General features: G+C 29.6%; 18 protein-coding genes. 10 read left to right on the plus strand and 8 right to left on the minus strand.

Annotated elements, in window-relative coordinates:
• Window positions 1–24 precede the first annotated feature (24 nt).
• Together BLT70_RS07850 and BLT70_RS07855 are read right to left on the minus strand one after the other, a co-directional pair.
• On the minus strand, window positions 25–2,679 hold the full coding sequence (locus BLT70_RS07850; RefSeq protein WP_091893276.1) for a protein kinase: 2,655 nt from the start codon (window positions 2,677–2,679) through the stop codon (window positions 25–27).
• A gap of 46 nt (window positions 2,680–2,725) precedes the next feature.
• Window positions 2,726–3,592, minus strand: a complete 867-nt coding sequence (locus tag BLT70_RS07855) for a PP2C family serine/threonine-protein phosphatase (protein WP_091893277.1) — start codon at window positions 3,590–3,592, stop codon at window positions 2,726–2,728.
• 497 nt (window positions 3,593–4,089) lie between these two features.
• Between BLT70_RS07855 and BLT70_RS07860 the strand changes: the two genes are divergently transcribed.
• The 10 genes from BLT70_RS07860 (at window position 4,090) to BLT70_RS07905 (ending at window position 12,993) form a co-directional block, all read left to right on the plus strand.
• A complete protein-coding gene (locus BLT70_RS07860; RefSeq protein ID WP_091893279.1) occupies window positions 4,090–5,058 on the plus strand; it encodes a sugar phosphate isomerase/epimerase in 969 nt (322 codons plus the stop codon).
• 266 nt (window positions 5,059–5,324) lie between these two features.
• Window positions 5,325–5,903: a DEAD/DEAH box helicase gene (locus BLT70_RS07865; protein ID WP_231962844.1), complete on the plus strand. Its 579-nt coding sequence runs from the start codon at window positions 5,325–5,327 to the stop codon at window positions 5,901–5,903.
• A gap of 47 nt (window positions 5,904–5,950) precedes the next feature.
• Entirely contained in the window at window positions 5,951–6,592 is a 642-nt protein-coding gene (locus BLT70_RS07870; RefSeq protein WP_091893282.1) for a thiamine phosphate synthase, read from the plus strand.
• A gap of 180 nt (window positions 6,593–6,772) precedes the next feature.
• Complete coding sequence (locus BLT70_RS07875) at window positions 6,773–8,026, plus strand: mechanosensitive ion channel family protein (RefSeq protein ID WP_091893284.1); 1,254 nt, start codon at window positions 6,773–6,775, stop codon at window positions 8,024–8,026.
• A gap of 17 nt (window positions 8,027–8,043) precedes the next feature.
• On the plus strand, window positions 8,044–8,943 hold the full coding sequence (locus BLT70_RS07880) for an EamA family transporter (RefSeq protein ID WP_091893286.1): 900 nt from the start codon (window positions 8,044–8,046) through the stop codon (window positions 8,941–8,943).
• A 169-nt stretch (window positions 8,944–9,112) separates the two neighbouring features.
• The gene (locus BLT70_RS07885) at window positions 9,113–9,691 is read left to right on the plus strand and encodes a TetR/AcrR family transcriptional regulator (RefSeq protein WP_091893288.1); all 579 of its coding nucleotides are present in this window, start codon (window positions 9,113–9,115) and stop codon (window positions 9,689–9,691) included.
• A 17-nt stretch (window positions 9,692–9,708) separates the two neighbouring features.
• On the plus strand, window positions 9,709–10,371 hold the full coding sequence (locus BLT70_RS07890; RefSeq protein WP_091893290.1) for a nucleoside-diphosphate sugar epimerase: 663 nt from the start codon (window positions 9,709–9,711) through the stop codon (window positions 10,369–10,371).
• Between the two features lie 21 nt (window positions 10,372–10,392).
• Window positions 10,393–11,025 (plus strand): nitroreductase family protein, encoded by a 633-nt coding sequence (locus tag BLT70_RS07895; RefSeq protein WP_091893292.1) that lies wholly within the window; start codon window positions 10,393–10,395, stop codon window positions 11,023–11,025.
• A gap of 39 nt (window positions 11,026–11,064) precedes the next feature.
• Entirely contained in the window at window positions 11,065–12,225 is a 1,161-nt protein-coding gene (locus BLT70_RS07900) for an iron-containing alcohol dehydrogenase (protein ID WP_091893294.1), read from the plus strand.
• 90 nt (window positions 12,226–12,315) lie between these two features.
• On the plus strand, window positions 12,316–12,993 hold the full coding sequence (locus BLT70_RS07905; protein ID WP_091893296.1) for a type 1 glutamine amidotransferase domain-containing protein: 678 nt from the start codon (window positions 12,316–12,318) through the stop codon (window positions 12,991–12,993).
• A gap of 152 nt (window positions 12,994–13,145) precedes the next feature.
• Here the strand turns inward: BLT70_RS07905 and BLT70_RS07910 are convergent, their stop codons facing one another.
• The 6 genes from BLT70_RS07910 to BLT70_RS07935 form a co-directional block, all read right to left on the minus strand.
• Complete coding sequence (locus tag BLT70_RS07910) at window positions 13,146–14,447, minus strand: DUF1566 domain-containing protein (RefSeq protein WP_091893298.1); 1,302 nt, start codon at window positions 14,445–14,447, stop codon at window positions 13,146–13,148.
• A gap of 58 nt (window positions 14,448–14,505) precedes the next feature.
• Entirely contained in the window at window positions 14,506–15,726 is a 1,221-nt protein-coding gene (locus BLT70_RS07915; protein WP_091893300.1) for an ABC transporter permease, read from the minus strand.
• A 2-nt stretch (window positions 15,727–15,728) separates the two neighbouring features.
• Entirely contained in the window at window positions 15,729–16,472 is a 744-nt protein-coding gene (locus BLT70_RS07920; RefSeq protein WP_091893302.1) for an ABC transporter ATP-binding protein, read from the minus strand.
• A gap of 5 nt (window positions 16,473–16,477) precedes the next feature.
• The gene (locus BLT70_RS07925) at window positions 16,478–17,686 is read right to left on the minus strand and encodes an efflux RND transporter periplasmic adaptor subunit (protein ID WP_091893304.1); all 1,209 of its coding nucleotides are present in this window, start codon (window positions 17,684–17,686) and stop codon (window positions 16,478–16,480) included.
• An 11-nt stretch (window positions 17,687–17,697) separates the two neighbouring features.
• Window positions 17,698–19,026, minus strand: a complete 1,329-nt coding sequence (locus tag BLT70_RS07930; protein WP_091893306.1) for a TolC family protein — start codon at window positions 19,024–19,026, stop codon at window positions 17,698–17,700.
• Between the two features lie 156 nt (window positions 19,027–19,182).
• Window positions 19,183–21,192 carry a M13 family metallopeptidase gene (locus BLT70_RS07935; protein ID WP_091893308.1) on the minus strand — a complete coding sequence of 670 codons (2,010 nt, stop codon included), beginning with the start codon at window positions 21,190–21,192 and terminating at the stop codon, window positions 19,183–19,185.
• Window positions 21,193–21,245 lie beyond the last annotated feature (53 nt).

A 21,245-nucleotide genomic window follows, 5' to 3' on the forward strand; every position in this document is an offset into this window, starting at 1 on the left:
ACTAAATATTTCTAAAATACTTTTTTAATATTCATCTCTAGGTTTCCAACAAGCCATCATTGGCACTTTTACCTCTAAAACTTCACTAGGTGAATTAAATCCAGCTCTTACATACATATAGCCAATTCCTCTATAACCACCACCATCTTTAAAACCAACTGATACTTTTTTTGTACCATCTTTTGTATATCTTTCTGATGAGGAATAACTTGAATAATCTACTTCATCATCATATCTTTCTTTGTTAAAGGCACTTGCTGCTGGCCAAATTTGTACATTAGAAGATTGCCCTAAAGTATAATCAAAAGAATAAGACCATGAATTTGAATATTTAGAAATGGTTTCTGGTTGATCTCCTTTAGCTAATTCATCTATAGTAGCACTACTAGCTTTTAAAGTATTGCCATATTTAGAAGGTGTAATTAAGTAGGTATTTTGATTTTTATAATCATCAATAACAGTTAAATAGCTTTTAGCTTTTTTATCTCCTTTATTAGCTGCTTCTCTAAATAATTGTTTTGCTTTTGTTATGTTTTTAGAAACTCCACCAACTCCAAAAAAATAAAATTCTCCTACTTTTCTTTTAGAAATTGTATGCCCTTGGTTTACAGCTTTTGTATACCACTTAAAAGCTTCTTTCCAATTAAATGTGGTACCCTGACCATTATCGTACATGAATGCAATTGTGTATTGTGAATTAACATCATTTAAATATGCTGCTTTTTTATACCAATTTAAAGCCTCTGTATAATCTTTTTTAGCACCATATCTACCATAATATAATATCTCTCCTACAGAAGTTTGTGAAATTAAATAATCTTGATTTCCTGCTTTTTTAAACCAATAAAGAGCTTTATCTATATTTTTTTCAACTCCTAAGCCATCTCTGTACATTACAGCTAAATTATGCTGACCTCCCCGATAACCTTGGTCTGATGCTTTTTGATATAATTTTACAGCTTCCTTATAATCTTGTCTAAGACCATTCTCTCCATAATGATAAGAAACACCAAGATTTGATTGTGCTATTGCATCTCCATTTAAGACAGCTTTTTTATACCAATATATTTTCTTGTCAATATTATCATAAATAAAAGCATTTATTCTCCCTAATCTTCTTTGCGCAACTCCATTACCAGCATTTGCGGCATCAATAGTATTTTGCAAATTATTTCCTTTTTTAATCCAACTGCTTAATTCACTTTTGGGAATTATTTTATAATCTATAGTTATTTTGTTTATTGGCTTTTTTACCTCTTCTTTTTTAACAGGTTGTATAATTTCTTTCTTTTCTATGGTTTCCGACTCTTTTATTGTCTCTTTTTTAATTGGCTTTTCAACTTGTTCACTTATAGAGTCTTTAATAGCTATTGTAGGATTTGGTATCCAAAAACCTGTTTTATCAATAAAAAAACTACTATCTTTTGTATCAACATTTGCTACTCCATTTATAAAACTTCTAGCCAAACTATATTTTGCAGGTATAACAATTTTATCATCAACTTTATATCCAAACAACCCATCTTTTTCATATATCTGATAATTGGTATTTAAAGGTTTTATTTCTTCCGGCTTTATCATAGAATAACCAGCTACACCTAAAATACCAATAACTGCTGCTGCAATAGTTGGTATCATCCATTTTGGTTTTTCTTTTTTAGGAATTGGTTGCGTTTTCTGAATTATTTTTTGCTTTGGTGCAGCTTCTTTTTTAGGTTCTTCTATCTTTTTTGTAGAAATTACTTTTTCTGGTTCTTTACTTTTAATAATAGTTGCATCATTATTTGCTATTGGTGCAGCTAACGCTATATTTTCTTCTATTTTCTCATTATTTAAAATGGTAAATAATTCATCCGAAGTTTTAATTCTTTTGGTTAAATCTCTTTCTAAACATGCTTTAATTACTCTTTGCCATCTTTCTGAAACCATATTTAATTGCTCACTTACATCTTTATGCAAAATCTTTTGTGTAATTTCATTTTGCCATTCTGCAGTTGCAGTTCCTTTTACATCAGCTTCAAAAAGTGTTTTACCAGTTAAAATTTCATAAGCAATTGCACCAAAACTCCATAAATCTGTATTTAATTTTAATGGTAATCCTTTTAATTGCTCTGGACTAGAATATTGTAAGGTTCCACCTGCAAAACTATTTGTAAAACGAGATGCTTTACCATCGCCTTCTGCTTGTTTACTTAATCCAAAATCAGTTATTTTAGGAATTAATTCTCCTCTTCTATCAACAACTAAAATATTACTTGGTTTTAAATCTCTATGAACTACTTTATGTTTGTGTAAAAAAGAGATTCCGTTTAAAATTCCTACAACTAAACTTTCTCTTTTTTCTAGATTTAAGTTATTATTCTTTAAATAATTAGATAAATTTCCTAAAGGATAGTATTGCATAATACCATAATCATAAATTCCATTAAAAGATTCATATCTAAATACTTCTTCGTAGTTTGCTATAAATTTATTTACAGGAATATTTTCTATTGCTTTAAACTCTTCTAAAAGAGAAAACTCTTTATCTCCTACAAATTTTACTTCAGATATTTTTATGGCTACTTCCCTATCTAAAGAATTATCATAAGCTTTATAAACTGTACCAAAACTACCTCCACCAATTTTATCGGTTTTAATACTAAATTCATATCGTTCTTTAAATTCTTGCTGTGTCATTTTTTTAAAATTTTAATTATTGATGTTAGTATGTTTCTTTAAATTCTTAAAATCGAAACCACTTCTTTTTCTTTGGTTTTTCTATTTCTTCCTCCTGATTATCTTCTAGACTTACAGTTTCTAAACTATCATTTTCATGTAATGAATCTATAGACGACCATTCTAAAGGAATTATAGTTGTATTAGGAATATCCTTTTTTTCTACTTCGCATAAAAAAGCTGTATTATTATCTATACTATCTTCTGAACATTTTTTTTCTATAATCGCTATTTTTTCAGTTAGGTCTTTAGTTTCATCGGCAAGTAACTCTAACAAAGCAACATCAGAAAAAGCTTCAGAAACACCATCTGAACAAATAAAAATAAGATCACCTTTTCTTATATCCGTAATAAAATGGATTTCTGGCTCTGTGACTTTGTCTTTAAAATTTGCTTTAATCGCTTTAAAGATTTGATTATTCATAGGATGTTTTCTACCAGCTTCTCTAGAAATTTCGCCATTTTTAACTAAATTTCCAACTAGAGAATGATCCCAAGTATGCCAAAATGTATTGTTGCTTGGTCTTACAATATATACCCTACTGTCGCCAATATGTGTAGAGTAAAATCCGTTTTCAGAAATAAAAATAGCGGCTAAAGTTGTTGCCATACCTACTAAATCTTCTTTTTCTTTGATATAGTTATTTAATTTTTCTTGAGCATTGATAATAGCATCATAAATTTTCTCTTTGGATAAGTCATCTTGAGTATTTTCAAGTCTTTTTAAAATTAAAGTAGCCACCTCTTTACTTGCAATTTCTCCTCTTACTTCTCCACCAACACCATCACAAACTATAAAGCTATTTTTAGAACACGTTAAATAATCTTCATTTACTTTCTTTTTGCCTATGTGAGTGTAACTTTTATAGTTCATTTGTTTTTGTTTTTTATAAAAATATTAAAAGTTGTAGTTATTGAATAATGTTTTTTATGAAACACCCTTTTTGTTTTGTAAAAAGCTTTTTTATAAAACGAATACTATTGTTACTACATTTCATTTTTATCTTTTGTAAATTCTGATATTAATTTAAACTAAAAATTTTTATTTATTTTAATGCACCTAAAATACTCTAAAACAAGTGTTTTTTATCATTTAACAATTTCATATTATTTACCACAATTCAATTATCAGCAATTTTGAAAGTTATAAAAAATATAATAAATGAAAATACCTACTGTTAGGTATTTATTATTCAATAAAAAAGTTGTAAAAGTTTTTTAAAACTAACACTTACCTAAGTATCCTTATAAATTACAATAAAATTGCTTTAGAATATAGAAAAATACATACTCTTAAAATTGGTTAACCCAAAATAAGTATCTTAGCAAAAGGCAAGTATCAAACAATAATTTTTATATTATACAAAAAAAATGAGTAAGCTAAATACAAAATATTCTAGAAGAGATTTCACCAAACTTTCAGCAATAGGTTTAGCAAGTATTCCTTTATTTTCTTTTCAAAATGTTGTAGATAAAAGTTTTTCATCAACAAATGATGAACTTAATGTGTCTTTGTTTTCAAAACATTTACAATTTTTAGATTATAATGATATGTCTGCAGCTGCTGTAGATATGGGTTTTGATGGTTTAGATTTAACTGTAAGACCAAAAGGACACGTATTACCAGAAAATGTGAAAGATGATTTACCTAAAGCTGTTGAAGCCATGAAAAAACATGGTTTGAAGCCAAAAATGATGTCTACAAATGTTTGGGATGTTCATAATAGTGTGCAAAAGTCTGTTTTAGAAACCGCAAGTTCTTTAGGTTTTACAAATTACAGAACAGATTGGTTAAAATATCCAGAAGATACATCAATTGTAGAAAGTCAAACGCTATTTGGAAAACAAGCAAAAGAATTGGAAATTCTGAATGAAAAATTAGGCCTTATTGGAGGTTATCAAAATAATTCTGGGATGAATGTTGGTGCGCCAATTTGGGATTTACTTCCTATTATTGAAGCAACAAATGGCAACTATTTTGGTAGTCAATATGATATTAGACATGCGGTAATTGAAGGTGGCGAATGTTGGGAACTTGGCTTAAGACGTATAAAACCATATATAAATTCTATTGTTATTAAAGATGTAAAATGGGGAATTGTTGATGGAAAATGGCAACCCATAAACGTTCCTGTTGGAGAAGGTATGGTTGATTTTAATCGCTATTTTTCTTTACTAAAAAAATATAAAATTAATGTTCCTGTTTCTCTTCATGTAGAGTATGATTTGGGTGGCGCAGAAAAAGGAAATCAAAAAATAACTATTGATAAAAAAGAGGTGTTTTCGAGAATTAAAAAAGACTTAGAATTCTTAAAACAAGCTTGGAAAAATGCTGAATAAGTGCTTTTAATATTACATGTTTTGTATTTTTAATTTTATTGTTTTTTATAATCTCAGCTTGAGAAATCTTATTTTTTCTGATTGATTATTAAACTGTGTAGTTTTTATAAATCTTAGTAGTTTTATCATCACCAGGAAAAGTAACCACAGAAAAAACTGATACATAATTTATATTGTATATTTGCCCTCTTTAAACTGAATATTACATAATAATTATCTCTTTAATTTCTATGCCTTTTAAAAAATTACATTCCGATATCAAAGAGATGTTTGAGTATCTAGAAATAACAACGCCTACTCCTTTTCAAAAAGCAAGTATTCCTGTTATTAAAAGTGGCGCAAACATTTTTTGTACAGCTCCAGAAGGAAGCGGAAAAACAACTACGTTGATTCTTACTACTTTGCAAAAATTAAAATGTGAAGAAGTTGGCACCGCACCAAGAGCTATAGTTCTAGTTGAGAATAGAGAAAAAGCATCAGAAATCTACGAAGCCTTTTTAAAATATGTTAGACATCATCCGTTACGTCTTTATTTGTGTGATGAAAAATTACATATTGATGTTATAAAATCAGAAGTATTTGAAGGTGTAGATATTTTGATTGCTACACCAAAAACATTAAATAAGTTGTTTTTATTAGAAGGTATAAATACCACACAATTACAAATATTTAGTATGGATGACGCTGCCTTTTTAGAACAAAAAGTTGCACACAATACTATGATGTTACTTACACAAAGTATTCATAAATGTCAGTTTGTAATGTACTCAGAAAAAATGCATCCATCACTAAAACGCTATGAATCTTATTTTATGCAACACGCTAGAGTAATTTCAACAAAATAAACTTAATACTTTTAATTATAACTAATTAATTGTCAAAAAATAATTTCATGACGATACCAAAATTACAGTATATATCTCAAGGAAATACTCCAGAAGAACATCTAGAAAATATTCAAAAAGCTTGTTCTGCAGGTGCAGAAATAGTAGAATTGCATTTACAAAACGTATCAGAAAAAAAACATTTAAAATTAGCAGAAGAAGCAAGAGAAATTACTTCTCATTTTCAAACTCGATTACTGATTTACAACGATTATAAAATTGCAAAAACGGTAAAAGCAGATGGAGTTCATATAGACCAAAATACGATTAGCAACACAAAAGCAAGAATACATTTATACACTTGGCAAATTATTGGTGGATCGGCAAATACGTTGAAAGATTGCGAAAAATTAATCACCAATCAAGTCGATTATATTCATTTAGGTCCTTTTAGAAGTGCCGAAACCAAAGAAAATATGCCAACCGTTTTAGGTTTAAATGGATTTACAGTAATTATTGAAGCCTTAAAAACTGAAACTCCTATTATTGGTGTTGGCGAAATCACCACAAAAGATGTTAAAGATATTTTAGCAACTGGTATTTCTGGAGTTGCTGTTTCCGATGAAATTACACGTAATTTTGATAGTATCAAACTATTTCATCAATTGCTAAACGCATCTTCTATAGCCGAACAAAGACATACTTTTTAATTGGGTTTTAGTATTATTTTATAAAGACTTTATCATTGTTTACTTTAACTTTTAAGTACTATTTAGTAATAATAATTATCATTAGAAACACCTTATTGCATCCGTAAATCCGTATTTTTATAGCCCGTTAAAAGACAACGTTTTCTAACTTGATATACTTTCTTTTAAAACTACCAATTAATGAAAATTGAGCACCTCTTATACGATTATTTAGTAACGACAGGTACTTCTGTTGTTATAGCCAAATATTTAAACATGATTGCTTTATTATTTGGGCTATTTATAATTACCTATTTAATTGATTTTCTAATTCGTAAAATTATAGTGCAATTATTTTCAAAATTTGCAACTAAAACTAAAACGAATTTTGATAATTTATTAGTGCAAAACAAAGCGCCACGAAATATAGCTCATATTATTCCCTTAATTATTGTTTTAGAGCTTCTTCCTATTGTTTTTGTTGACTTTAGTTATTTTGAAAATATTATTCAAAAAGGATTAGAGGTTTTTACAATTATCCTTGTACTGTGGATTGTACGAAGCCTTTTGCACACTCTTAAAGATTACTTTAAAACCTTACCAAGTTTAAAGGATAAACCTATAGATAGTTATATTCAAGTATTTATGATATTTTCATGGGTAGTTGGTGTGTTATCTGCTTTTGCGATACTTACAGGCATAGAATTTATTCAATTTATTACAACTCTTGGTGCAGCTTCTGCGGTAGTAATACTTATTTTTAAAGATACTATTTTAGGTTTTGTTGCAAGTATTCAAGTTTCAATAAATGACATGGTACGAATTGGCGACTGGATTACCTTTGAAAAATATGATACAGATGGTGATGTTATAGAGATCAATTTAGCTACTGTAAAAGTGCAAAACTTTGATAAAACGATTACTACAATTCCTACGTATGCTTTAATTTCTGACTCTTTTAAAAACTGGAGAGGAATGGCAGATTCTGGCGGAAGAAGAATTAAAAGAGCATTAAATATTAAATTAGAAAGCGTACATTATTTAACGAATGATGAAGTACATAACTTAAAGGAAATTCAATTGATTTCTGCTTATTTAGAAACGCGTCAATCTGATATTAAGAATTATAACACAAACAATAATATCAATAAAGAATTACTTTTAAATGGTAGAAACCTTACCAATTTAGGTGTATTTAGAAAGTATATAGAAACTTATGTAGAGAATCATTCTGGTATTAATAAAGACATGATAATTATGGTGCGTCAATTAGCGCCAACACCGCAAGGAATTCCTATAGAAATTTATGCTTTTAGTAGCGATAAACGCTGGAAAAATTACGAATACATTATGGCAGATATCTTTGATCATGTTATTGCTGCTGTTCCGTATTTCAATTTAGAAATTTTCGAATTACCAAGTAATTCAAGTTTTAGAGACGCTAAAATAACTTAAAAAACTATTTTCGCGCCATGTGGATGTATTTAGGCTTATTGGCCGCACTTTTCTTAGGATTACACAATTTATGTAAAAAACATGCAGTACAAGGCAATGAAGTTTTTCCGGTTCTTTTAGGCACTATTTCTAGTGGATTCTTATTTGTGGCTACGTTTTATGTACTTGCTATTTTTTATCCTGATGATGCGCTAGAAAATGGTTATAATTTTCAGCAAATTTCGTGGCAAATACATGGTTTTATTTTTATAAAATCGGCAATAATGGCTGCTTCTTGGATTTTAGCCTATCAGGCTTTAAAACATTTGCCAATTACCATTGTTACTCCAATTCGCTCTGCTGGGCCGTTTTTCACCTTTATTGGCGCTATTGTTATTTATAAAGAAAGTCCTAATGTATATCAATGGATAGGATTTTTCTTTATTATTTTCTCCGTGATTTTGTATTCTAGAATTGGAAAACAAGAAGGCATTAATTTTAAACGCAATAAATGGATTTTTGCTATTATTGGCGCCACTTTTTTAGGTGCTTCTAGTGGTTTGTATGATAAATTTTTAATTCAGAATTTAAGTTTAAATCCGCAAACTTTGCAATTTTGGTTTTGCTTATACACCATCCTTATTTTACTGATTATCTTAACAATTACTTGGTTTCCGTATGCAGAAAAACGAAAAGCATTTAAATTTAGATGGTCTATTATTGCAGTTGGTGTTTTATTACAAGCTGCAGATTATTTCTATTTTAAAGCTTTGCAAGATCCTGATGCACTTATTATGTTGTTGTCTGCTATTAAACGAAGTCAGATTCTTATTGCGGTTGTTGTTGGTGGACTTGTCTTTAAAGAGAAAAATAAGCGCAAAAAATTAATTCCGTTAGTCGGAATTATGATAGGAGTTTTTCTGATTTTGTATTCTTAATATTATTATCTTTTTTGTTTCTATTCATCTGATATCCTATTAGTTTAAATCAAATTGATAGTTTTAATTTAGTACTATCAATTTTGCCTATTTAAGAATATATAAATGTTTGTTAAAAAAAAGAATGAACGTTCATTTTTACATATCTTTGTATCAGAATTTATAGAAAATGGCAAAGCTTCAAAAAAGTATTGATAAACGAAATGCACTGGTAAAAGCAACTATCGAGTTGGTAAACAACAATGGTTTTCATGCAACACCAATGAGTAAAATTGCTAAAATGGCAAATGTTTCTCCTGCTACAATTTATTTATATTTTGAAAATAAACAAGATTTGTTAAATCAAACATATATAGAAGTTAAAGCAGCATACACAGAATATGCTTTTGAAACCTATGACGAAACAATGCCCGTTGAAGCCGGATTTAAATTGATTTGGAAACGAATTGCAGATTTTAAATTAAATGAATGCGAAAATGCGATGTTTTTAGCACAATGTGATAATACACCAATTATTGATGAAACAAGCAGACAAGAAGGAATTAAACATTTGCAACCGCTACTCGATCTTTGGGAACGTGGCAAAAAAGAAGGCATTATAAAGCCAATTTCAGATTATCTTCTATATGCGTATGCAATAAATCCGTTATCATTTTTAATGATGACACAAAATCGTGGCGCATTTATACTAGATAAAACTCATATAGAAGAAGCTTACGAAGCTGCTTGGAGCAGTATAAAAATTTAATACTATTTAATTTAAAAATGAATAAAACAGCTATTATTTTAGGAGCAACTGGTTTAACGGGAAACCTACTTTTACAAAAGTTAATTAATGATGATAATTATACATCAATTAAATTATTCTCTAGAAAAAAAATTGAAGGTTTACCTTTAAAAGTTGAACAATTTATTGGTAACATTATTGATTTAGAATCATTTAAATCAGATTTTACTGCGGATGAAGTCTTTTGTTGTATTGGTACAACGTTAAAGAAAACGCCTAATAAAGAAGTGTATAGAAGTATTGATTATGGTATACCAACCAAAGCCGCTAAACTATCCAAAGAAAATAATATTGAGACTTTTATGGTGATTTCTGCTCTTGGTGCTAGTTCAAAAAGTGCTTTGTTTTACAATAAATTAAAGGGTGAAATGGAAGATTCAGTTTTAAGTTTTGGTATTAAAAATACTTACATTTTACAGCCTTCCTATATACAAGGTGACAGAACTGAAAACAGACCTTTGGAGCGCTTGTATGATGTGATTTTTCCAATAGTAAACATTTTTCTTATCGGAAATTTAAAAAAATATAAAATTATAAAAGCAACTACAATTGCTGATGCTATGCAAAATTTAGCATCTATAAAACCAACAATAAAACGAATAGAATCAGATCAAATTAAAGAATACGCAATACATAAATAATTAAAAAATAAAATATATAATATGGAATTATTAGACAAATTAAACTGGAGATACGCTGCAAAAGCAATGAATGGTAAAAAAGTATCAGAAGATAAAATTGAACGAATTTTAGAAGCTGCACGTTTAGCACCAACATCAAGCGGATTGCAACCATTCGAGATAATTGTAATTAAAAATCAAGCTATTAAAGAAGAAATAAAACCAGTGGCTTGGAATCAATCTGTAATTACAGACTGTTCTCACCTACTCGTTTTTGCTGCTTGGGATACATATACTGAAGATAGAATAAACCACATGTTCGATTTAACAAACGAAATTCGTGGCTTTAAAAATGAAGGTTGGGAAAACTACCGTCAGATGTTATTAGGTATGTATCCACAAAGAGATTCAGAAGAAAACTTTAACCATGCTGCAAAACAAGCATACATTGCTTTTGCAGAAGCATTAACTGCTGCTGCTTTTGAAGAAGTAGACACAACTCCTTTAGAAGGTTTTGATGCGAATGCTGTTGACAAAATTTTAGGATTAAGAGAAAAAGGATTACGTAGCGCTGTAATGTTACCTGTTGGTTACAGAAAAGAAGATGCAGATTGGTTGGTTAACTTAGTAAAAGTTAGAAAACCTATGGAAGAATTAGTGACTATTATTGAATAGTAAATACGTTTTAAATTAACCGATTAAAAAGAAAAGAAGATGAACAATTTTGAATTTAAAAACCCTACTAAAATTATATTTGGTAAGGATTCTATTAAGAAATTAGAAAATGAAATTCCTAAAGATGCCAAAGTATTATTGCTTTATGGAGGAGGAAGTATTAAGAAAAACGGAATATACAATCAAGTAAAAAACGCTTTGGCAAAAGTTGATATTGTTGAGTTTGGAGGAATTCCTGCAAATCCAGAATATGCTCTATTAATGGATGCTTTAAAAGTAATTAAAGACGAAAAAATAACCTATTTATTAGCAGTTGGTGGTGGATCTGTAATTGACGGAACTAAATTTTTATCTGCTGCTGCTTTATATGAAGGCGATTCTCCTTGGGATATTTTAACCAAAAACATTAGAACAGAAAAAGGAATGCCTTTTGGTACTGTTTTAACATTACCTGCTACAGGTTCAGAAATGAATTCTGGTGCTGTAATTACAAGAAAAGAAACCAAAGAAAAACTAGCAATGGGTGGCCCAGGTTTGTTTCCTGAGTTTTCTATATTAGATCCGCAAGTAATTTCTTCTATTCCAGAACGTCAATTAGCAAACGGATTAATGGATTCTTTTACGCATGTTTTAGAACAATATATGACGTATCCTATTGGTGCTTTACTACAAGATCGTTTTGCAGAAAGTATTTTACAAACTATTATTGAAGTTGCTCCGAAGGTTTTAAAAGATCCTACAGATTATAACGCGGCTTCTAATTTTATGTGGAGTTGTACAATGGCTTTAAACGGATTGATTCAAAAAGGAGTGCCATCAGATTGGGCAGTTCATGCAATGGGTCATGAGTTAACAGCTTTATTTGGTATTGATCACGCACGTACTTTAGCAGTAATTACACCAAGTCATTATAAGTTCAATTTTGAAGCTAAAAAAGAAAAATTAGCACAATATGGTGAACGTGTTTGGAATATTACGGATGGAAATACAGATGAAAAAGCACACGCTGCAATTGAAAAAACAGTCGACTTTTTTCATGAATTAGGCATTGATACAAAACTATCTGATTATACAAAAGACTACGAAGGAACTGCTGAAAAAATAGCAAAACGTTTTACAGATCGTGGTTGGTTAGGTTTAGGAGAACATCAAAATTTATCACCAGATAAGGTTGAGAAAATTGTAAAAATGGCTTATTAGATTTTATGATTTATCACTTTAAATCATAAACATTAAAAAGTAATTTCTGATAAAAAATCAGAAGAAAAATAGAATTAAAAAAATAAGAAAATGAAAATATTATTTGTAGTAACATCTCACGATAAATTAGGAGATACAGGAAAAAAAACAGGATTTTGGGTAGAAGAATTCGCAAATCCATATTACACTTTATTAGATAAAGGTGCAACTATTACTATTGCAACACCAAAAGGAGGTATTGCACCTATAGATCCAAGTAGCGATTCGCCAGATGCTGCAACAGCAGACACAGAACGTTTTAATAAAGATGCAGATGCACAAGCTAAAATTGCAAATACTTATAAATTATCTGATATGAATCCAGATAATTTTGATGCAGTATTTTATCCAGGTGGTCATGGACCTTTATGGGATTTGGCAAATGACAAAACATCTATTGCTTTAATCGAGAAATTCAATTCTCAGCAGAAACCAATAGCTTTTGTTTGTCATGCGCCAGTAGCTTTAAAAGGTGTTAAAAATACTGATGGAAAGTATTTAGTGAAAGGCAAAAAAGTAACCGGATTTTCTAATTTAGAAGAAACTCAAGTTGGATTAACTGAAATTGTACCAATTTTAGTTGAAGATATGTTGATTGAAGCTGGTGCTTTTTACTCAAACGCAGATGCTTGGGCACCTTATGCTATTCAGGATGGAAATTTAATTACAGGTCAAAATCCTGCTTCATCTCAGCTTGTTGCAGAGAAATTATTAGCAAGTTTAAACTAAAATATAGTTTGGTTAATTGTAAAAAGGTTGTCTTTTAAAACAACCTTTTTATGTTTACAAATCAAAATAACTTTAGTTACTTATTTTATTGTTTAGTAACTAATAATTATGTGATTATAATCTTAATATCCCTTTGTTTTTTTTAGAATAAACTATTCAACATTTCTTACCAAACGAACATAGTTATTATAACGTTCTCCACCTTCACTTGCTGGTCCATTTTCATGTTTGGTATCAAAACGTACAGCTCCTGCTCCATGAAAATCTAAACCCTCGTTATTTACAGCACGCCCAAAAGAAACATACCAAGCATAATAATATGGTTTCCCTTTTTGAAATCTAGCAGAAGTACTTGTCCAAAAATAAGGATAATCTTTAACGTTATTTTCATTCGTAATTTCAGAAGTAGAAAATATTGGATCAATTGCAGCGCTATCAAAATTTGAATCTTTTGCTCCTGGTGCATAATCATAATCTACAATTCCTTGTAACTCTTTCACATTCGGTAAACGCCAATCTGAATATCCTGCTAATTCTGAATGTTCTGCATAGTAAAGCGCGGATTTCCAATCTAAACCTTTTTTACTATCATCTTTAGACCACATTAAACCAGATGCTTTATCTGTAATAGTTTTATCTCCATTATCTATAAACTGATTTGTGCCATAAATAGCCCCACGAACTGCACGTACATGTTTTAACATTGGATTCCCTATAGGTCTAGTTCCTTTACCTTGACCAGGAGGTGGAGGTCTATTTTCGTTGCTATTTTCTCCTTTTGCACCTTGTGGTTTTTGATTTCCTGGAGGTGGACCTTTTCTATCTTTTCTGTCTTTTGGCTCTTCACCTGCGTATGCTTTTATATGACCAGTAGCATGGTTTACTCCAAAAACTGCTGCATATTTACCTTCTTCTGTATGACCTACATATTTATTGCTTGTCCAATATTGTTCACTTTTATCTACGTGTTCATTATTTACAAGCGAAAAATAAGTAGTATCTAAATAAGGCCAACCTTCGCTAAAATCACTAATTGAATATAACTCTTTAGCTGTTGGCATTCTCCAATCATCATATCCTCCTAGTTCTAAATTTTCTGTATATTCTTTTGCTCCTTTCCAATCAAATCCTTCTGTTGTAGGAATTTCTTGCCACATCAATCCAGAATTTAAGTCTAAAACTGTTCCATCTTCATTTTTTTTAAAAGACATTTTTTTGCCTTTTAAATAAGTAGCATCTTGTCCGTAAAGAGAATCATTAGGCTGTAAATTTGTTAAAACTTCTCCATCATTATCATAAGTAACAGTTTGACCCGTTGCAATTTGAACATAATTATTCACTTTTTTTTCAATTGCTTTTGAATCTTTTTTTTGTCCTTTACAAGATTGTAAATTTAAGATCAGTAATACAAAAGTCAATACAATAATAGGTTTATTAAATTTATAAGTTTTCATAATATATTATTTTTTATTCTAATAGAATCTGTAACGTTAATTGATTCTATTCTTTTTATTATTCATAACGTAAAGCTGTTATAGGGTCTAATGCTGATGCCTTTCTTGCAGGATACCATCCGAAGAAAATACCAGTTACTGCACAAACTACAAATGAGATTATTATAGAATATAAAGCAACGCTTGTAGGCCAATTTAAAAATTTCTCTATAAAAACTGTAGCACTAAGACCTAATATAACCCCTAAAATTCCACCGGTAATACTTATTAAAATAGCTTCAATTAAAAATTGCATTAATATATCTGATCCTTTAGCACCAACTGCCATTCGTAATCCAATTTCTCGAGTTCGTTCTTTTACGGAAACATACATAATATTCATAATTCCTATTCCTCCAATTAAGAGTGATATTCCTGCAACTGCAACTAATAAAACAGTTAACATTTCGCTTGTAGAACTAAATGTAGAAATTAACTCTTCCATAGAACGAACTGTAAAATCATCATCTTCATTATCCATTAATTTGTGTTGAGAACGTAAAATTTCTGTAACTTGTGTTACTGCTTCTGGTGCATCATCTTCACTAACAGCCGAGGCCATAATTTGATTTAAATAATCGATAGCCAAAATACGTTTTTGAACTGTTGTATAAGGTGCTATAACAACATCATCTTGATCTTGACCAAAGGTGTTTTCTCCTTTTTCTTCTAATACACCAATTACTTTAAACGGAATATTATTAAAACGAATCATTTGACCAATTGGTTCTTGACCATCAGGAAAAACATTATCCACAACTGTTTGGCCTATTAAAACTACTTTTGAAGCCGATTTTACTTCAGCATCTGTAAACATACTTCCGCTTTGTAACCCTACTACTTTAATATTAAGATATTCTGGATTTACACCATAAATAGTACTTGGCCAGTTGTTAGAACCATTAATTACTTGGCCTCCACTATTTACAACTGGTGTAATGTAACTTAACAAGTTAGCTTCTTCTTTTATTTTTTCATAATCTTTAAGTATCAAAGTTTGAACGTTTCCTCCACTACCTCTAGCTGGGCCTCTATCGTCAGCTCCAGGTCTTATAGTAATCATATTAGATCCCATACTAGAAATTGTTGTTCTAATACTTTCTTTAGAACCTTCTCCAATAGCTAACATGGCAATTACTGAAGCTACCCCAATAATTATACCCAACATAGTTAGTAAGGTTCTTGTTTTATTTAAAACGATAGCCTTAAATGCAATTTTTAATAGATTTAATAGTCTCATAATTAGTCTTCTTGTTTAGGTAATTTCGCTAATTCTTTTGCTGCAGATTGTATATTCTCATTTTTATAATCTTTAATAAGATGCCCATCTTTTAATACAATTGTTCTATTACTAAATGTAGCAATATCTGGTTCATGTGTTACAAAAGTAATCGTAATCCCTTTTTTATTTAGTTCTTGAAACAAAGACATAATTTCATAGGATGTTCTTGTATCTAAGTTACCTGTAGCTTCATCAGCAAGAATCATAACTGGGTTATTTACCAAAGACCTTGCAATAGCAACACGTTGTTGTTGTCCTCCAGAAAGTTGTGCTGGTGTATGATCCATTCTATCACCCAAACCAACCATTTCTAATGCTTCAATTGCTCTTTTTCTTCGTTCTTCTGTAGAAACTTTACTATTATAAATTAAAGGTAATTCAACATTTTCTATTGCAGATGTTCTTGCTAATAAATTATACGATTGAAAAATAAAACCTATTTTTTCATTTCTGATAGTTGCCAAATCATTTCTACTTAAATCTTTTACTTTTACACCATCAATTTCATAAGTTCCAGAAGTTGGTTGATCTAAACATCCTAAAATATTTAGCAATGTACTTTTACCAGAACCACTAGATCCCATAATGGTAACAAACTCTCCTTCTTTAATATTAAAAGAAATACCTCTTAGGGCATGAACCGTTTCGGTTCCCATTATAAACTCTCGTTTTAAGTCTTCTATTTTAATAATTTCTTTAGTCATGGCTTTTATTTTTTTGATCCTGGTGGTTTTGGCATAAACGGACTCTCACCTGATCCTGCAGCTCCTCCAGGTTTTCCTTCTGATTTAGAAACACCTTTTAAACTATAAACCAATTTATCTCCTTCATTAACTCCGCTTAAAATTTGAACATTTACACCATCACTTGCACCTAATGTTACTATTTTTTCGGTAATACTTTTATCTTTACCTAATACCCAAAGTGTTTTATTTTTTGAAGAATTATTAAAAGTAGTTTCAGGTAAATTATGATGTAAATTATAGGTTGATAAAATTTCTGCTTCTGGTTTAAAATTAATTGCCTTAGCTTCTGCGGACAAAACATTTTTTAATTCTAAAGTATATACAGAAATAGTTGCTGTTAAACCTGGTTTTAATTTTAAATCTTCATTATCTGCCTTAATTACAACTGTATAAGTTACTACATTAGAAGTTACAGTTGGGTCTAAACGCACTTGAGTTACTACTCCATTAAATGTTTCTCCTATATAAGCATCTACAGTAAACTCTACTCTTTGTCCTTCTTTTACTGTTCCTATATCTGCCTCATCTACATCTGCTTCTACTTGCATTTCTTTTAAATCTTGAGCAATTGTAAATAATGTTGGTGTACTATAACTTGCAGCTACAGTTTGCCCTTCATCTATATCTCTAGACAAGATTACCCCATCAATTGGCGAATAAATATTTGCATAACCTAAATTAGTATTTGCAGTTTGCAAATCTGATAAACGTTGAGTAACTGTACCTTTTGCAGTTTTGTAATTATAGGTTGCTTCATCAAAATCTGATTTACTAATTACTTGATTATCATACAACGATTTTTGTCTTTCGTAAATTGTTTTCATATAATTTCTTTGCGTTACTGCATTGTCATAAGAAGCTTGTGCTTGTGTTTTAAAAGCTTTTAAATTCGTTTTATCTAATTCTGCAATTAATTGCCCTGCTTTAACAACACTGTTATAATCTACATATATTTTTTCTACAACTCCAGATACTTGTGTACCAACATCAACTTGATTTATAGGTTCTATAGTACCAGTTGCTGTAACCATGGTAGTTACATTAGATTTCTTTGCTGTAATTGTTTTAGCTTCTATAATTATAGCATCATCATTTTTAAAGAAAAAGTAAGCTGCAATAGCAAGTACCAAAATTAAAATACTGCTTATTATGATTGTTCTATTATTTTTCATGAGAATATTGTTTATAGTTTGATTTTGTTTCCTTGATAAAATTGTAATAATTGATGATATAAAATATTTAAGTATTTAGCTTGTAAATAATTTTGTTGTGCATTAGTATACGTGTTTTGACTTATTACTAAATCTGTAGTACTTAAATCTCCTAACTCATATTTTTTCTGCGCTAATTGATAACTATCTTTTGCAGCTTCTTTAGATGCTTCGGCAGCTATTACCTGCTCTTGTGCAGACATTGCATTCTGGTAAGCAGTTTCAACTTTTTTATACACTTCTTTTTCTGTTGTTTGTTTTTGTATTTCTGCTTTTTCAATATTAATGTTTGCAGTTTTTACTGCTGCTTTTGTTTGATTTCTATTAAAAATAGGAATCGTTAAAGACAAACCTAATTTCTGATTAAAATTCACATCAAACTGATCAGAAAAAGTATTATCACTTATACTAGTATAACCAGAACCCAAACTACCAGATAATGCTAACGTTGGTAAGAATCCTCCTTTAGCTATCTCTAATTGCTTTTTGTTTGCATCAACATTTAGACTACTTGATTGAATTTCGGGCAAATAACCTAATGCATTTTTATAAACTTCTACTTTATTTAATTCGATATTTAATAAATCTAAATTCTCATCAACAGATTCAACTTCCATTTCGTCTATTGGCGATAATTCTAACAATTGTTTTAATACAATTATGTATTGCTGATAGTCATTTTTTGCACTAATAACATTGTATTTGTTTGTTGCTGCTTGACTTTGAGCTTCTGTATAATCGCTTAAAGCAATCGTACCTGCATCTAATCTAGATTTTGCTCTTAAAACTTCTGCTTCTGAAGCTATTAAATTATTTTGAGCAATTACAATACTTTCTTTACTGTATAAAGTTTGTAAATAGGTTTCTAAAATATTTAAAACAATGTTATTTTTTGCTACTTCTTCTTCAAAAATACTTTGATCAAATAAAATTTTATTTTGTTTTATTTGGTTATTTATTTGGTTTCCTTGAAATAAAGTCATAGAAGTATTAATCCCCACATTTGTACTATGTATTTGTTCTGTTACATAACTACTAGTAATAGGATCGATCGTGTTTCCGTTAGAAAAACTTTGTGAAGCACTACCAAAAAGGTTGGGTAGTTTAGATGATTTAGAAGTACTATAATCAATTTCGGCAATATTTTTATTTAATATTGCGTCTTTAATAGTAATATTATTTTCTAAAGCATAATCAATACAATCTTGTAAAGACCATATTTTTTGTGTTGTATTAGCTGTTTCTTGAGCAAAAGATAATTGCAAAATAAAGAAACTTGCTATAATCAGAAATAATTTCATTTTTTTAATGTTTTAAATTAACACTACAAATGTGAAACTATATCTAATCTTATAAAACTGTAATAGATGTATAAGTTAATTAACTATACTAAAAGGATATTTTTATCGATGAGGTTTTTACTTTAATTTTTAGAAATTAGTATTTTAAATAGACTTTTACCAAATCTTAATTCTTTCAGCATCAGTTTTATAATTTTTCTCTCCTGGCTGTACATTAAATGCATCATAAAAAGGATCAAAATTCATTAAAGGTCCGTTTACACGCCAAATTGGTGGCGAATGCGGATTTGTTTTAATATAATTTGCCAAATAAGCATCTCTTGTTTTAACACGCCATATTCTTGCTATTGATAAAAAGAAACGCTGATCTGGTGTAAAACCTTGAATTTTAGTATCGCTTTTACCTTGTTCTGTAAGCTTAAAAGCATCATACGCAATTGCAATTCCGCCGTTATCTGCAGTATTTTCTCCAACTGTTAAAGCTCCTTTTATCTTAAGTGAATCTAATACTGTAAACGAATTATATCTATCAATCATTAATTGTGTTTTGGCTTTAAATTTGGTGTAATCTTCATCTGTCCACCAGTTTTTCACATTTCCATCTTTATCAAATTGCGCACCTTGATCATCAAAAGCATGCGTTAATTCGTGACCAATAACCATTCCTATTCCACCGTAATTAACAGCATCATCAGCAGTAATATCAAAATATGGAAATTGTAATATTCCGGCAGGAAAAACAATTTCATTTAAAGGCGGATTGTAATAAGCTGTAACTGTTGCTGGCGTTGTACCCCATTCATCTCTATTTGGCGGATTGTTTAATTTTGCAATATTATATTGATATGCATTTTTATTTAAAGCAACAACATTTTCAAAATATGCATCTTTTTCAATGTTTGCGTTGTAAGTTCTCCAAACATCTGGATAACCAATTTTCTTAGTAATTGTATATAATTTTTCTTTCGCTTGTTTTTTTGTTGCATCACTCATCCAATCTAATTGATTGATTCTGTTTTCAAATGCTTTCTGCAAATTATTTACCAAATCTAAAACTCGTTGTTTTGCATCTTCGTTAAAATAGCGTTTTACATATAACTGGCCGAGAGCAAAACCTAGCTGTCTATCAACTTTTTTAACCATTAATTGTGCACGTGTATTCTGCGTATCTTGCCCATATAAAACTTTTGTATACTCAAAGCTTGCATTTTGAAAAGGTTTGCTTAATATATTTGCATAAATAGATAAAGTGTTCGCTTTTAAATATATTTTCCAATTAGAAATAGGAATTGAAACCAACATCGAATTTAACTCTTTATAATAATTAGGTTGTTCAATATCTATAGAATCTGCCTTTAAATTTAATTGTTTTAATAAAGTTGCCCAACCAATATTAGGCTCATTTTTTGAAAGTTCGATAACATTTATTTTATTGAAATTGGCTTTAATATCTCTACGTTCAATTCTTGTTTTATGAGATACTGCTAACTTTTTTTCAATTTCGTATACAATTGCTGCTTTACTTTCAGCTTCATTTTCATCAGATAAAGTAAATAATGTGCTAATGTATTTTTTATATGCATCTTGGATAGCAACCGTTGCTTCATCAGATTTAAAATAATAATCACGATCTGGTAAACCTAAACCAGATTGCCCAAAATGAAGCATGTTTACATTACTATTTTCATTATCTGACGACACATACATACTGATGATTGACTGAGTTCCTAAACTCATCTCGTTAGCTACAAAAACCATTAAAGAAGCAACAGAATTTATTTCATCAATCTTATTAAACGTTGCTTTTAAAGGCTCAAAACCTCTTTTATTAATGTTAATTGTGTCCATGCCCGAAGTATAAAAATCACCAACCATTTGTTCAATACTTCCTTTTTTATGGTTTTCTGCGGATACTTCTATTAAAATATTTTCTAATAATTTTTTCTGGGGAATGTTCAAAAAACTATACGAACCAACACCAACTTGATCATCAGCAATAACAACAGAATCTAACCAAACTTTATTAACGTGTTCAAAGAAATTATCTCCGGGTTTTATGTTTTCAGAAATTCCTTCAAAATCTATTTTACTTTTAGATGTATTATCTAAAGAATTGCAAGAAATGAATGTTGCAATTAATAACAAAAAATAGACTGTATTTTTCATACTATTTGGTTTGATTTAAAACAAATATACAGTTATTTAAAATATGTAATAAA

This window comes from Polaribacter sp. KT25b, assembly GCF_900105145.1.
Classification (GTDB): domain Bacteria; phylum Bacteroidota; class Bacteroidia; order Flavobacteriales; family Flavobacteriaceae; genus Polaribacter.